The sequence below is a fragment of the Rhizobium sp. 01T437 genome, from assembly GCF_056398505.1.
Genome location: NZ_JBFTPM010000003.1, coordinates 17,994 through 31,769, shown reverse-complemented (window position 1 = coordinate 31,769; position 13,776 = coordinate 17,994). Strand labels below are relative to the sequence as shown.

At 59.2% G+C, this 13,776-nt stretch carries 13 protein-coding genes; 3 read left to right on the top strand and 10 right to left on the bottom strand.

Annotation, left to right across the window (positions count from 1 at the left end):
• Window positions 1-12 precede the first annotated feature (12 nt).
• From AC1DM5_RS06375 to AC1DM5_RS06360, 4 genes are all read right to left on the bottom strand, one after another.
• Window positions 13-1,095 (bottom strand): ABC transporter ATP-binding protein, encoded by a 1,083-nt coding sequence (locus AC1DM5_RS06375; protein WP_477818432.1) that lies wholly within the window; start codon window positions 1,093-1,095, stop codon window positions 13-15.
• Between the two features lie 11 nt (window positions 1,096-1,106).
• Window positions 1,107-1,943 carry a carbohydrate ABC transporter permease gene (locus AC1DM5_RS06370; RefSeq protein WP_477818431.1) on the bottom strand — a complete coding sequence of 279 codons (837 nt, stop codon included), beginning with the start codon at window positions 1,941-1,943 and terminating at the stop codon, window positions 1,107-1,109.
• The gene (locus tag AC1DM5_RS06365) at window positions 1,940-2,800 is read right to left on the bottom strand and encodes a carbohydrate ABC transporter permease (RefSeq protein ID WP_113320038.1); all 861 of its coding nucleotides are present in this window, start codon (window positions 2,798-2,800) and stop codon (window positions 1,940-1,942) included. The genes AC1DM5_RS06370 and AC1DM5_RS06365 overlap by 4 nt, the downstream gene beginning before the upstream one ends.
• Window positions 2,801-2,880: 80 nt before the next feature.
• Window positions 2,881-4,155 (bottom strand): ABC transporter substrate-binding protein, encoded by a 1,275-nt coding sequence (locus AC1DM5_RS06360; protein ID WP_477974775.1) that lies wholly within the window; start codon window positions 4,153-4,155, stop codon window positions 2,881-2,883.
• 85 nt (window positions 4,156-4,240) lie between these two features.
• On the opposite strand from AC1DM5_RS06360, the gene AC1DM5_RS06355 reads away from it, so the two are divergent.
• Together AC1DM5_RS06355 and AC1DM5_RS06350 are read left to right on the top strand one after the other, a co-directional pair.
• On the top strand, window positions 4,241-5,149 hold the full coding sequence (locus AC1DM5_RS06355; RefSeq protein ID WP_477818430.1) for a helix-turn-helix domain-containing protein: 909 nt from the start codon (window positions 4,241-4,243) through the stop codon (window positions 5,147-5,149).
• Window positions 5,150-5,358: 209 nt separating this feature from the next.
• The gene (locus AC1DM5_RS06350; protein WP_477818429.1) at window positions 5,359-5,643 is read left to right on the top strand and encodes an acylphosphatase; all 285 of its coding nucleotides are present in this window, start codon (window positions 5,359-5,361) and stop codon (window positions 5,641-5,643) included.
• Window positions 5,644-5,646: 3 nt separating this feature from the next.
• On the opposite strand, the gene AC1DM5_RS06345 is transcribed toward AC1DM5_RS06350, so the two are convergent.
• From AC1DM5_RS06345 to AC1DM5_RS06325, 5 genes are all read right to left on the bottom strand, one after another.
• Window positions 5,647-6,627, bottom strand: coding sequence for an ABC transporter ATP-binding protein (locus tag AC1DM5_RS06345; RefSeq protein WP_477818428.1), 981 nt, complete (start codon window positions 6,625-6,627; stop codon window positions 5,647-5,649).
• 3 nt (window positions 6,628-6,630) lie between these two features.
• Window positions 6,631-7,455, bottom strand: a complete 825-nt coding sequence (locus AC1DM5_RS06340) for a carbohydrate ABC transporter permease (protein ID WP_113184794.1) — start codon at window positions 7,453-7,455, stop codon at window positions 6,631-6,633.
• The gene (locus AC1DM5_RS06335) at window positions 7,452-8,315 is read right to left on the bottom strand and encodes a carbohydrate ABC transporter permease (RefSeq protein WP_477818427.1); all 864 of its coding nucleotides are present in this window, start codon (window positions 8,313-8,315) and stop codon (window positions 7,452-7,454) included. The genes AC1DM5_RS06340 and AC1DM5_RS06335 overlap by 4 nt, the downstream gene beginning before the upstream one ends.
• A gap of 63 nt (window positions 8,316-8,378) precedes the next feature.
• Window positions 8,379-9,659, bottom strand: coding sequence for an ABC transporter substrate-binding protein (locus AC1DM5_RS06330; protein WP_477818426.1), 1,281 nt, complete (start codon window positions 9,657-9,659; stop codon window positions 8,379-8,381).
• A gap of 69 nt (window positions 9,660-9,728) precedes the next feature.
• The gene (locus AC1DM5_RS06325) at window positions 9,729-12,062 is read right to left on the bottom strand and encodes a family 78 glycoside hydrolase catalytic domain (protein ID WP_477974773.1); all 2,334 of its coding nucleotides are present in this window, start codon (window positions 12,060-12,062) and stop codon (window positions 9,729-9,731) included.
• 142 nt (window positions 12,063-12,204) lie between these two features.
• Here AC1DM5_RS06325 and AC1DM5_RS06320 point away from each other — a divergent pair, with 142 nt between their 5' ends.
• The gene (locus AC1DM5_RS06320; protein ID WP_477818425.1) at window positions 12,205-13,224 is read left to right on the top strand and encodes a LacI family DNA-binding transcriptional regulator; all 1,020 of its coding nucleotides are present in this window, start codon (window positions 12,205-12,207) and stop codon (window positions 13,222-13,224) included.
• Window positions 13,225-13,253: 29 nt separating this feature from the next.
• On the opposite strand, the gene AC1DM5_RS06315 is transcribed toward AC1DM5_RS06320, so the two are convergent.
• Window positions 13,254-13,673, bottom strand: coding sequence for an Rrf2 family transcriptional regulator (locus AC1DM5_RS06315; protein WP_025668258.1), 420 nt, complete (start codon window positions 13,671-13,673; stop codon window positions 13,254-13,256).
• Window positions 13,674-13,776 lie beyond the last annotated feature (103 nt).

The following is a 13,776-nucleotide window of genomic DNA, read 5'->3' as shown; positions in this document are numbered from 1 at the left end:
CTTGGGATTGCGTTATCGGAGCCGCTTGCCGGCTGCATCGAACAGGAAGGTGCGGGCGGCGGACAGCGACACTGTCAGCCGCTCGGTCTTGCCGAGGCTGCGGGATTCTGGTTGTTCGATGATGAGCTGCTCACCGCCAAAGTTTGCGTAGATGTAGCTGGTATTGCCGAGGTGCTCGGCGACATCGACGGCAACCGTCAGATCCGTTTCGCCCTGACCCGCCTCGCCGAAATGCTCTGGCCGGATGCCGAGCGTGACGGGCGTGCCCGATGTGATGGGGTCGTGCAATGGTACCGCGAGGCGCACCGTTCTGTCGTCCGCGAGCACGACTGTCGCTTTGCCCGCCCGGACCTCGGCCACCTCGGCCTTGAGGAAGTTCATTTTCGGCGAACCGACAAAGCCTGCAACGAACTGATTGGCTGGATCGTCATAGAGGTCGAGCGGCGCGCCGATCTGTTCGATATTGCCGGCGCGCAGAACGACAATCTTGTCGGCGAGTGTCATCGCCTCTGTCTGGTCGTGTGTCACATAGATCATCGTCGTGCCAAGCTGCTTGTGCAGCCTGGAGATCTCGACGCGCATCTGTACGCGCAGTTCCGCATCGAGGTTCGACAGTGGCTCGTCGAACAGGAAGACCTGCGGTTCGCGCACGATGGCGCGGCCGATTGCGACGCGCTGGCGCTGGCCGCCGGAAAGCTGCTTTGGCCGGCGCTTCATCAATTCAGTGATCTGCAGGATCTCCGCGACATGGCGCACGCGCCGTTCGGTGTCTGCCGTCGGGTTGCCATTCATGCGCAGGCCGAAGCTCAGGTTCTCCTCGACTGTCAGATGCGGGTAGAGCGCATAGGATTGGAAGACCATGGCGATGCCACGGTCGGCCGGCTCGACATCGTTGACGACACGACCGCCAATCTTCAGCTCGCCGCCGGTGATATCCTCAAGGCCGGCGATCATGCGCAGCAGCGTGGACTTGCCGCAGCCGGAAGGGCCGACGAAGACGACGAACTCGCCGTCCTTCACGTCCAGATCGGCGCCATGAATGATTTCAAGCGCGCCGTAGCGCTTGACGATATTATTGAGTGAAAGCTCTGCCATAGGCCCCTCGATTATTTGATTGCGCCGGCCGCAATGCCGGCGATGAAGTGACGCTGCAGTGCCACGAAGACGACGAGGATCGGTGCCGTCAAAAGCACCGCACCCGCCATGATGCCACCCCAGGAAACCTTGGTGAGGCCGATCAGCACGCCGAGCGCCACCGGAGCCGTCATCATGCCGGGCTTCGAATTGATCAGCAGCGGCCAGAGATAATTGTTCCAGGAGGCGAGGAAGAGAATGATTGCCAGTGCCGCCATGGTCGGCCGGGCAAGCGGCAGCGCGATGCGCAGGAAGATCTGCCATTCCTTGACGCCTTCGACGCGGGCTGCATCGAAGAGGTCATTCGGCATCATCGAGAAAGACTGCCGCATGAAGAGCACGCCGAGCGAATTGAAGAGAGGCGGCACGATGAGGGCGATCCAAGTATTGGCGAGCTTGAAGTCGCGCGCCACCATGATGAATTGCGGAATGACGACCACGAAATAGGGCAGAGTGATCGTGCCGAGGATGATGGCGATGACCAGCGAACGGCCAACGAAACGGTAACGCGCGAGCGCCCAGCCGGCCATGGAGGTCAGCATCACCGACAGGGCAGTATAGATGGTGGCGACGACGATGGAGATTACCATGGCGCCGACGAAGTTCGTGTCTGCCTGCAGGTTTTGGAAATTCGCAACGAAATTGGTCGAGGGCCAGAGCACGATCTGCGGGCTGAAGATGCCGTAATCGGGCATGGTCGAGAAAACGAACATCATCCAGAGCGGAAAGAGCCAGATAATCGCGAGCGGCAGCAGGAAGGCGTGCAGGGCGATCTGGCGGATGAGAAGCGATTGCGACTTGGATCTCATTTCGGCTCCCTCCCGACCCAAAGGTTGAGCAGCGAGATCGCGACTGCGAGCGCTGCCATCGTATAGGCGATCGCCGAGGCATAACCGAAGTTCAGCGATGTAAAGCCCTGACGATAGAGCAGCAGGCCAAGTGTCTCCGTGCCACCGCCAGGTCCGCCTCTGTTGGTAATGAGGAATGGTTCGGCGAAGAGCTGCATCGTACCGATGACGGACAGAACCACGCAGAAAAGAATGATCGGCTTCAGGAGCGGCAGGGTGATGTGGAAGAACTGTTGCAGCTTGCTGACGCGGTCGAGCGTGGCCGCCTCGTAGACATCTTCCGGGATCGATTGCAGGCCGGCCAGGATGATGATGGCATTGTAGCCCGCCCATCGCCAGGTGACGGCAATGATAATGACGACCATGGCGGCATTGGCATTGTCGAACCAGGAAACGGGGGCGAGGCCGGCTGCGCCGATCAGCTTGTTGATGATGCCGAAATCGAGATTGAACATCAGCCGGAAGACCGCCGCATAGGCGACTTCGCCAACCACGACCGGCGCAAAAAAGGCGAAACGGAACAGGACGCGCGCTTTCAGAAGCGGCGAATTGAGCAGCACGGCCATGATGGTCGCAAGGGCGATCATGACGGGCACCTGGATGACCAGGATGATGAGCGTGTTATAGACGGCGTTGTAGAAGGCCGGGTCGGCAAAGAGGCGCCCCCAATTGGCCTGAAGGCTGAATTTCCACGGATTGATGCGCGTGTTCTGGAACGAGATCAGAAACGAATTGATGATCGGCCAGACCCAGAAGGCGGCAAAGACCAGAAGATAGGGCGCAAGGAACGCATAGGCGCTGCGGTTTCTGATCGGCATGAATCCTCCTTACCGAAACGAATGTGCCAGCCGCCTCCCGCGGCAGGCGAGGCCGGGCGCTTTGGCGCCCGGCTTGCCATTCATTGTGCGATCGGAAGACCGGTCGCCGATGCGATCTGTTTGGCGGCATCGTCGAGAGCCGCCTTCGCATCGGGATAGCCGCCGGCGAAATACTTCGTCTGCGTCGTCTTGTAGATGGCATCCGCATCCGTCTGGAAGGCCGTACCGCGGCTCGGCACGATCTTCGGCAGGGTAGCCAGGATGTCGGCCCAGATCTTCTGGCCACCCCAATAGGGCTGCGGCTCGTTGACGAAGGGATCCTGAACAGCCGACAGCAGCGACGGCACGAGACCGAACGACTTCAGCATGGTGACCTGGCCCTCATTGGTGGTGAGCGCATAGGTCAGATATTTGAAGGCTGCTTCCTTGTTCTGCGAATTGGCATTGATGGCGAGCGAGGAGCCGCCGAGGTTGGCAGCATGCGGGCTGTCTGCGGTCATGCCGGGCATGGCGTAGACGCCCCACTTGCCTGACAGATCGGGAGAGCCGGAACGGATCGTGCCTTCGTACCAGCCGCCGAAGACCTGGCTTGCCACTTTGCCGGCGGTGTTGGAGGAGATCTTCTCATCCCAGTTCGCCGCCGTCAGCGTGCCCGCATCCTTCATCGCCTTGACTTTTTCCAGCGTCTGCACACAAGCCGGCTTATTGATGGTGATCGACTGGCCATCGGTCGAGAAATAACCGCAGCCCTGTTCATTGGCGAGCATGCGGAACCATTCGCTGTCGCCGTTGAAATCGCCCTGGCCCATGACGACGCCGGGATTGGCTGCCGAGACCTTCTTGCCGGCGGCAATGAAATCGTCCCAGGTTGCGATCGACTTCGGATCGACACCGGCCTTTTCGTAATAGTCGCGACGATAGAAGACTGTGACCGGACCGGAATCCCACGGCATGGCATAGGCGACATCACCGATTTCAAGCTCTGTACGTTTGAACTCGGGGAATTTCGCCTGCATGTYGGCGTTGTAACCGAGGTCCTTCAGATTGGCGAAGCAATCCGGGAAGCGGCTCCAGAAGATTTCCGCCTCGAAATTCTCTATCGTGACAATATCAGGAAGGCCATCGCCGCCGGCAGCGCAGGCGGCGAGCGTCTTGTCGAAGACCTGCTGGTTTCCGAGATCCTGGACATCGACCTTGATGTCGGGAAACTGCTTGTTGAAGCCTTCGACCGTCGATTTGAGAGCGGAAGCTGCGACATTCCAGCTCCAGATGGTAAGTGTAGCGGACTGCGCATAGGCAGATCCGGATGCAAGCAGCACAAGCGCTGTCGTTGCAGTGATGAGTTTAGAGCGCATGAAAATCCTCCCTTTTCAATTGCCGTCGCTGAGCGAACGTGCCTAATTTAGCGCGGCGGGAGCGGCTGTCTCATAAAAAGGGAATATGGAATTGGCGGAAAGTAAGGTCGTTGACAAACCTGTTTACCAGCCTGGTGCCAGCACGATTGAAGGCATGCCGATGGCGCTGCAGATGTTTTATGCCCATCCACCGGTCATGGCGATGCCGCATTGGCATGCCCAGGTTGAGGTCAATTACATCATGCGTGGCAGCGTCCATTATCGCATGAGCGACCATGACATTACGCTAAAAGCCGGCCAGATGTGCCTTTTCTGGGGCGGGCAGCCGCATCAGATGGACGAGTCCTCAGATGATTCCCTTTATGCGGGCGCGCATCTACCGCTCGTCTATTTCTTCAGGCTGCGTCTGCCTCCGACCATAGGCACACGGTTAATGAAGGGGGAAATCCTGCTGACATCGGCGACCGATGCGGCGGATGAGGCAAATTTCCCACGCTGGTATGACTATGCGAGATCCAATGATGTCAGGAAGACGCAGCACGCCGTCGATGAATTGCTTCTGCGCATCGAGCGGATTGCCCTGGAATCATATCTGATGGTTCCAGGCACCAGCACAGGCGAGCTTGAGCAGCCCAATTCGCATCTTTCCCGCAGCGTCGCGCGCATGTGCGATTTCATTGCGAGCAATTTCCTGCAGGACATCGATACCGTCGAAATCGCCCGCGCGGTCGATCTTCATCCGAAATATGCGATGAACCTGTTCAAGAAGACGACAGGCATGACGATCAGCAAATACATCAATCTGCTGCGTCTTTCGCATGCCCAGGCGCAACTGATGGGCGAAGGGGCGAACGTTCTTCAGATCGCGATGGATAGCGGTTTCGGCTCGATCAGCGCCTTCAACAAGTCCTTCCGCAATATCGCCGGCATGTCTCCATCTGATTTTCGGCGGGACATGCGTTCGATGATCGGCGCTATCTCCGCCGCTAGTTGAGACGCCCGAGCTTGCCTTCGAAAACTGATCCCGAATGCGGGCATGGATAGGGTCGGTCCAGTCCCGCTCGGGCGCTAGTTCGACTGCCGATCGTCAAGATCTGCCCCGCAAGAAGAAGTGTTGAACGGGTGCATTTTCCACCGATGGAAACATGACCCTTGCAAAGAGCGCCGGCAGCGACATCATCTGGTTGTCGGAGAGGAGCCCAGATGACCGCGACCCAGGATGCTTTTCGTGTGTACATCACCGGCGGCGTGCAAGGTGTCGGCTATCGCGCCTGGACCCGCGGCCAGGCCCTGCAACTCGGCCTGACGGGCTGGGTGAGGAACGAGGCCGACGGCTCGGTCAGCGCTTTGATCGTCGGTTCTCAAGGCGCCACGAGCTCCATGCTCGAGCGTTTCTGGAGCGGTCCCGCCGGCTCCTCCGTGGCAGACGTGAAAGCGGAGCCGGCAAATCTCGATGAGATACCGAGCGACTTCCGCATCGTACGATAGAGATCAGGAGAACCGGTGTTCTTTCCCGGCGAGCGGTGAGGCGAACTGCGTTTCACCTGTTGTCACCGGCCGGTCGCCGTCCGTACGCACGACAAGTGTCTGCAATTCCGGCACATCGAGGTAGACGACCGTATCTGCGCCGAGCCGCTCGATATGGCGCACCTTGCCTTGCCATTTGCCTTCCGTCGGCGAGAGCGTGATATGTTCGGGCCGGATACCGTAGGTCCGGCATCCCTCCTGTGCGGCGATCTCTCCCTCGAACAGGTTCATCTTCGGCGAGCCGATAAAGCCGGCCACGAAGGGGCTGGCCGGATTGTTGTAGAGCGTCATCGGCGTTCCGACCTGCTCGATCTGTCCGCCATTCAGAACAACGATCTTGTCCGCCATCGTCATCGCCTCGACCTGATCATGGGTGACGTAGATCATGGTCGCGCCGAGCTTGGCATGAAGCTCGGTCAGCTCGATGCGCATCTGCGAGCGCAGCGACGCATCGAGATTAGACAGCGGCTCATCGAACAGGAAGACTTTTGGATTGCGGATAATCGCCCGACCGATCGCTACGCGCTGCCGCTGCCCGCCAGAGAGTGCCTTCGGCTTGCGATCGAGCAGGTGCGACAGCTGCAGGATATCGGCGGTCTGTTTCACCCTTTCGGCGATTTCCGCCTTGGATCGCCTGGCGAGCGACAGGCCGAAGCCGATGTTTTCTGCGACGGTCAGATGCGGATAGAGCGCATAGGATTGGAAGACCATGGCGATCCCGCGCTCGGACGGTTCGGCATAGGTCACGTCCTTGCTGTCGATGAACACCTTGCCCGAAGTCTGCGTCTCCAGTCCGGAGATAATACGCAACAGGGTCGATTTCCCGCAGCCGGACGGGCCTACGAAGACGCAGAATTCGCCCGGTTCAACGGTGAGATCGACGCCCTTCATGACCTCCAGGTTGCCGAAGCTCTTGCGGACACTTTCGAGAACAACGCTTGTCATGGTTTATCCCTTGACTGCACCGGCGGTCATGCCTGCAACGATCTGCCGGTTGAAGAAGATGAAGACGATCAGGGGCGGAATGGTCACCAGAAGGATGTTCATGAACAGCAGGTTGAACTGGGTCTGGAACTGTCCCTGGAAATTATAGAGCGTCAGCTGCACCGTGACGTTTTCCCGACCCGGCAGATAGTAGAGCGGGTTGGTGAAATCGTTGAAGATGGCGATTGACTGGACAACGATAACAGTCACGGTGACCGGCTTTAAGAGCGGCAGGATGACGCGAAAGAAGATCTGGAATGGTTTTGCCCCGTCTATGATCGCAGCTTCGTCGAGATCCCGCGGGATCGTTGCGATGAAACTGCGAAACAGGAGAACCGTGAAGCCGAGACCATAGGCGACCTGGATCAGCACCATGCCGGACAAGGTCTTGAAGAGGCCGAGTAGTTGCAGCACCCAGATGGTCGGAACAATGGCCGGCGGGATCATCAAGCCGGCGAGCACGCAGCCATAAATGACCGTATTCCAGCGCGAGGGGCGGCGCTGCAGCACATAGCCGACCATGGCGCCGAATAGCACCAGCAGGGTGACGGCGGCCACCGTGATGACGGTCGAGTTGAAGTAGGCCAGCAGCAGCATGTAGTTGCGGGTCTGCACGACCTCCATGAAATTCTGCCAGAGCTGCCACTCGACCGGCCAACTGAATCTCAGCGTTGCCGCATCCTGTTTCGTCTTGGCGGCCGTGATGAAGATGAAGATGAACGGCAGCACGAAGATCACGCCACAGGCGGCCAGTGCCGCAATCCCGGTATAGAGCTGGCGGCGGCTCATAGATCCACCTCCTTGCGGTTGAACCAGGCCGTCAGCGGAAGGACAATGAGGCCGATGAGCAGGAAGAGGATGACATTGCCGGCCGTCGAAAGGCCATAAAAGCCCGCCTGGTACTGCTTGTAGATGACGCTTGCGAGCACATCCGAGGAGAAACCGGGACCGCCGCGTGTCATTGCCCAGATCAGGTCGAAGCTTCTGAGACCGCCGATCAGCGAGAGCGTCACAACCGTCACCGTCGCGGGCTTGACCAGCGGTACGGTCACTCGGAAGAACATCTGGGTGCGGGTCGCGCCATCGATGCGAGCGGCCTCATAATAGTCGGGGCTGATCGATGCGAGCCCGGCGATATAGATCACGGTCGCAAGCCCGATGCCCTTCCAGAGGTCAACGAAGACGATGGAGTAGAGCGCGAGAGCCGGATCGGTCAGCCAGCCGGGGCCATGGATGCCAATGGCGGCGAGCGCCACATTGATCAACCCGCGTGTCGGATGCATGAGCACCGAGAAAGTGATACCGACACCGATCGTCGATACCAGAACCGGAAAGAAGATCACGGTGCGCAGCAGGCCTTGTCCCCAGAGGCCGGAGGTCAACAGCACCGCGAGCAGGAGACCGAGAACGGTTTTCGTGCCTGAGGTCAGCACCGCATAGATGACGGTGTTGACCAGGCCCTGGATCAGAAAGGGTTCGCGGAAGAATTGCCGGTAGTTTTCCAGGCCAATGAACTGCGCGGTGAACAGGTCCCAGCGCGTGAGGCTGAACCAGAGGGAGGCGACCGTCGGAGCCAGAAAGAGAACGGTGAATATCACCGCCGCCGGCAGGACGAACCAGTAGGGATAGGGTGACTTGCGTTTTATCATACGGACACCGTGAAGCGTCCCCCACCCAGGCTCAAAGAGGTGAGTGAGGGATCGGCTGGAAGGTTACCAGTTCGGCAGGCCGAGCTGCTTGGCCTGCTTCTCGACATCCTGGTCGTAGAGGGCGGCTGCATCCTTGGCTGAGCGTATGCCGGTTCCGACCTCGACTGTGATCTGCTCAAGCGCCGGTCCCTTGACGGGCGAGAGGAATTCGAGCGCCGGACCGTTGCGTCCCTCAGTATCGAAATAGGGCAGCATGTCGGAAACGACCGGCGGAATGTCCTTGGGAAGTTCGCATCCCTTGACGAGGTAGGGACCTGACGGAACGGCCTTGGCCATCAGGTCGCACGCTTCCTTGGAGCCGACGAAATCAAGAAATTTCTTGGCCTCTTCCAGGTTTTCAGACTTTGCGGAAGCATAGAGCGCGGAAGGCATCCAGACGGTCAGGCCGTTCTTGGCAGCGTCCGTTCCAGGCTGAGCGAAGAAGCCCAGATCCTTCAGGTTGTCAGGGAAATTCTGCTGGATGTTGCCGATGCCGAAGGTGAGGTTCGGATAGTGCGCGGCTTCGCCTGTGGCGACCATGCGCATGCCGTCGTCAAAGGTCGCCGCGCCGAAGTCCGCGTTGAGGAAACCGCCTTTCGCGACCTCCTCAAGATGTTCGAAGCCGCGTAGCGCAGCTGGCGTATTGGCATATTTGATCTTGTTGGCGGTATAGTCGGCCGCGAAATTCGGAACCTCGGCCTGGACGTTGTAGAAGTCGGCAAGCACGAAGAGCTGCGAGGTCCAAGTCGTGCCATAGGTCTGCGCCACGGCAACCTTGCCGGCCGCCTTGATCTTCTCGTTGTTGCTCATGAACTCCGCCCATGTCTTCGGCGGGGTCAGCCCGAGATCGGCGTAGATCTTTCTGTTGTAGAAGATGCCGCCGCCCATGGCGGGACCAAAAGGAAGGCCGCGGACATGGCCGTCCGGGCTGGTGACGACCTTCTTGAAGCTGTCGAGAATTCCGGCTTCTGACGGAAGATCGGAAAGATCTGCGATCGTTTCCTGCGGCTTCAAAGCCTGGAAGAGGGAGCCGCCGTTATATAGGAAAATGTCGGCCATTTCGCCGGTGGCGAGCCGGGTCTTGATGATGTTATCGCCCTCCGAGCCTCCGGCACGCTGCTCGACATCGAATGTGACGTCGGGATGCTTTTCCATATAGGCTTTGGAAACGGCATCGAATGAGGCAATCGTCTCCGGATTGGTGTCGATCAGGACGCTGAGGGTCACATCCGCATGGGCCACTCCAGCGGCAAGAGCCATGATACTGGCTGCAAGGATGCTGCACTTCGTCATTCGCATAGTCATTTCCTCCTCTTGAAGACCGGAATGCGTTGGGCTGCTTGCCCGCGGATCGAAAACCCGCGAGCAACCGCATCAGATAGAAAACGTAATCGTATGTTCTCCTGCGCCGAGCCTGGTCTCCTCACCTTGCTCGATCAGGGTGCCATCTGCCCGCAGTGACTTGCGGTCGCCCCTGCCTTGCAGGCGCGCAGTCACGCCCTGCGGCAGTACCAGGCGGCACGTGACGGTCTCCCCCTCCAGGGCCCATCCAGCTTCGATACGGCCAAAGCGCGTGTCATGCCAGGCCGAAACGGGCGAGAGAGCGGGCAGGATGGCGGGATCGAAGGCAATTTCCTCGAAGCCGGGCTTGTCTTCCAGCGGCTTGATGCCGGCGACATCTTCGAAGAGCCACTGGCATACCGCGCCATAGGCATAGTGGTTGTAGCTGTTCATGTCGGGATCATAGATCGTGCCATCTTCGGCGAGCGCATCCCATCGCTCCCAGATCGAGGTCGCGCCACGCTCGACCTGATACAGCCATCCCGGAACCTTCCGGTTCAGGAACATCTTTTCGGCAAGGTCCAGCATGCCGAGCCGGGTCAGCGCCGGCAGAAGGGCAGGGGTGCCGATGAAGCCTGTGCCGATAACGCCGTCTGTCTCTTCCGCGACCCTGCGGAAATAGTCACGGGCAGCCGGTTCATATTCCGGCGGGACGAGGTCGTAGAGAAACGCCAAAGACCACGACGTCTGGTCGTTATGGGCAATACGGCCCGAGGGCGAGAAGAACTCGTGCTTGAACGCCGCCTTGATTTCATCAGCGCGCTTATCGAGTCTGGCTGCTTCGACACTCTCACCCAGAATGCGCGCGATCTTTGCCGTCAGCTGCGTGGAAATGAAATGATACAGTGTCGCTGCGCAATCATCTGCCACGGTCGGGCGCGGCTTCCGGTTATCCCCGACCGGTTGCAGCCAGTCGCCGAAGGTGAAGCCATGCGCGCCCCAGATTGCCGGCGGACGGATAATCGGTCCATCTGAGATGCCCCAGAGGTAATCGAGCCAGCGAAGCATTGCAGGGAAGCATTCTTCCAATACGGCGCTGTCACCGTAATGCAGGTAAAGCTGCCAGGGAATGATGGTGATCGCATCGCCCCAGCCAGTTGAACCCGCCCAATCGCCGCGCCCGTCGATCGGGTGAAGCCGCGTCGGATCAGGTGAAAAATGCGGGACTGCGCCGTCGGCACGCTGGTCGTGGATCACATCGCGAAGATACTTCTTGAGGAAGGACTGGCTGTCGGCAAGCCAGCAGGCCGTTCCGGCAAAAACCTGGGCATCGCCAGTCCAGCCGAGGCGTTCATCGCGCTGTGGGCAATCGGTCGGCACTTCGATGAAATTGGAGCGTTGCGACCAGATGGTGTTGTCGACGAGCCGGTTGACGGCCGCAACACCCGACGTGAAACCGCCGGCACTTGTTGGCACCGAGGTAATCGGCACCATAGTGATCGCGATCAGTTCAACCCGGCCTGTCAGGGTGATGCGCGCATAGCGGAAGCCCATGAAGGTGAAGAGAGGCGCGTATTCCTCTTCGGCTTGTCCAGAGAGCGTATAGATCAGCTCGGCACGCGCGCTGCGATAATTGCGATTGTCGAAGAAGCGGTCAGGGCCGAGCACTTCGGAATGCTCGACGCGCACCTGCGCACCGGCTGCACCCTTGAGGCGCAGGCGGATATAGGCGCCAGCATTCTGCCCGAAATCATAGACAATCCGACCATCGGCCTCCGTCCAGCGGTCGATGGGAGAGAGCCCGGCCAGTTCCTTGACTGCGCCGGTCTCGTGAGGAACGAGCAAAGCCTTGTCGAAGGAGAGAACGTCGACGCCGTGACTGTCCTGCAGACGGATACGGGCGTCATAATCCTCGCCATAATAGATCCCGTTGCGGACAACGGGGGTAAAGCCGCTCTTCCAGCTGTCATCCGTCTTCACAAGCGTTTCACCGCCGGTACGCAATTCTGCGATCGCTGCCGTCCGGTCGCCCCAGCAATTGATAATTGGATTGGAAGCCCACATCAGCTGGCTGCGATACCAGCCGTCGCCGAGCCAGATCTCGATGCGATTGGCACCGGGTTGCAGGAACTTCGCGACATCATAGGTCTGATAGGCGATCCGGTCATCGTAGCAGGTCCAACCGGGCGTCAGAAGATCGGCGCCGATGCGCTCGCCATTGACGAAAGCGCGGTAGAGACCGAGGGCCGAGATGCGCAGCGTTGCTTCCGCTGGAACGGTGTCGAGCGCGAATTCGCGTGAGACGAAGGTGCCTGATGTTGCCTGGCCACTATCGCAGGACGGGCCGATCATCGACGCTGTAAACTGGAAAGCAGAACCGGCAAGGCCGTCTTCTCCCGCGATGCCGTGGGCCGAAACAGTCTTCATTTAGAGCCTCCCTCAACCGCCAATCTCCTCAAGCGGCCGCTCAGTGTGTATCGTTCTATGTATATCATTCTACATTATCAATTGCCGCGCAAGAGGTTTTGTGCCTATAATTTCCCAACACTTGAGAGTGAGGCAATTTGGAATGAAAAATCAGACCGTTAACGCAACGAGGGACAGGGTTACGATCCGCGATGTGGCGCAGGATGCCGGCGTCTCCGTCGCTGCGGTATCCAAGGTCCTTCGCAACGCTTACGGCGTCAGCGAAGTCCTGCGTACGAAGGTCGAGATCTCGATTGAAAAGCTGAATTACCGACCTTCTGTCGCAGCCCGCGCCATGCGTGGCCGCACGCAGACAGTCGGCGTCTTGGTGATCGAATTGTCGAACCCGTTCCTGGCGGGCGTCATCGAGGAGGCCAACGCCACGCTGGCGGAAAGCGGCTTCAAGGCGCTGATCGGGATCGGCCGCTCTACAAGTCCGATCGAGGCTTCGATGATCGAATCGATGATCGATAACCGTATGGATGGCGTGTTGATCATCGCTCCGCGAATATCGGGCAAGATCCTCGAGCTCTATGCGCGGCAAATTCCGATCGCGGTCATCGCCCATCACGAGCCGCATGCCCAGACCTACGACACCGTCAATTCCGATGACCACAAGGGCGCTTATCTGGCAGTCGAAGCCGCCTTGCAGCGCGGCTATCGGGACATCGCAATGCTCGGCTACGATCTTGGCGACTCGCCGCCGACCATCGTCGCCCTGCAGCGCGAGAAAGGGTATCTGGATGGCGCGAAGGCGGCGGGGCTCGTAGGCCGCATCATCCGCCTGCCGTCGGTAGGCGCTGACCGTCGGGCGGCAATCAATGATTTCCTGGCCTTAGAGGATCGCCCCCGTGCGGTCTTCGTCTGGTCCGATCTCGATGCCGTGCCCCTCATCAATGCCGCGCGTATGAGCGGCATCCGGGTTCCGGAGGACCTCGCCATCATCGGCTACGACAATTCGCCGATGGCGGCCATTCCGCTCGTCGGCCTGACCAGCGTGGACCAGAACGCCGCTGCACTCGGCAGAACAGCGGCGGAGACGCTGCTCGGCAGGATTGATGGCCGCGAAGAGGCTCGTCATCTGTTGATCGAGCCGCATGTCGAGATGCGCGGAAGCACCTGAAAGCTGACAGCCTTTCGGCAGTCTACAGCCTATGCTGCGGCAAAGAGCGTTCTCAGCACGTCTTTCCGTTCTATGATATCGGCAACGCTATAGCGGTCGAAGACGCCGACAAAAGCGGCCGTCGCCTCTCGCAGGATGGGCGGCATGCCGCAGCCGGCTCTGATGGAACAGGAAGAGCATTCGAGAATATCGTCAAGGCCCTCAGTATGTCTGAGCAGGCGACCGAGATTGATGGAGGCGGCCGGACGGCCAAGCCGGATTCCGCCGTTTCTACCCCTGATCGATTCCACGAAACCGGCTTTCGCCAGATCCTGAACCACCTTCATCAGATGGTTCTGGGAGATTTCATAGGCGTCAGCGACCTCCTTGATCGAACGGATTTCTCCATCGTGTGATCCGAGGTAAATCATCACGCGGATCGCATAGTCGGTGTACCGTGTGAGCTTCATGGCACCTGCGTCAAAACGCCCAAAAAGAAATGATGCATTTCAATAGCATCTTTTATTGGTGGCGTATACATGCATTCCAGATGCATGATTATGGAGTGACGCG

Coding starts and splice junctions, on each gene's coding strand:
- AC1DM5_RS06375 (WP_477818432.1), bottom strand. CDS start 1,095: ATGGCAGAGCTTTCACTCAATAATATCGTCAAGCGCTACGGCGCGCTT.
- AC1DM5_RS06370 (WP_477818431.1), bottom strand. CDS start 1,943: ATGAGATCCAAGTCGCAATCGCTTCTCATCCGCCAGATCGCCCTGCAC.
- AC1DM5_RS06365 (WP_113320038.1), bottom strand. CDS start 2,800: ATGCCGATCAGAAACCGCAGCGCCTATGCGTTCCTTGCGCCCTATCTT.
- AC1DM5_RS06355 (WP_477818430.1), top strand. CDS start 4,241: ATGGAATTGGCGGAAAGTAAGGTCGTTGACAAACCTGTTTACCAGCCT.
- AC1DM5_RS06350 (WP_477818429.1), top strand. CDS start 5,359: ATGACCGCGACCCAGGATGCTTTTCGTGTGTACATCACCGGCGGCGTG.
- AC1DM5_RS06345 (WP_477818428.1), bottom strand. CDS start 6,627: ATGACAAGCGTTGTTCTCGAAAGTGTCCGCAAGAGCTTCGGCAACCTG.
- AC1DM5_RS06340 (WP_113184794.1), bottom strand. CDS start 7,455: ATGAGCCGCCGCCAGCTCTATACCGGGATTGCGGCACTGGCCGCCTGT.
- AC1DM5_RS06335 (WP_477818427.1), bottom strand. CDS start 8,315: ATGATAAAACGCAAGTCACCCTATCCCTACTGGTTCGTCCTGCCGGCG.
- AC1DM5_RS06330 (WP_477818426.1), bottom strand. CDS start 9,659: ATGACTATGCGAATGACGAAGTGCAGCATCCTTGCAGCCAGTATCATG.
- AC1DM5_RS06325 (WP_477974773.1), bottom strand. CDS start 12,062: ATGAAGACTGTTTCGGCCCACGGCATCGCGGGAGAAGACGGCCTTGCC.
- AC1DM5_RS06320 (WP_477818425.1), top strand. CDS start 12,205: ATGAAAAATCAGACCGTTAACGCAACGAGGGACAGGGTTACGATCCGC.
- AC1DM5_RS06315 (WP_025668258.1), bottom strand. CDS start 13,673: ATGAAGCTCACACGGTACACCGACTATGCGATCCGCGTGATGATTTAC.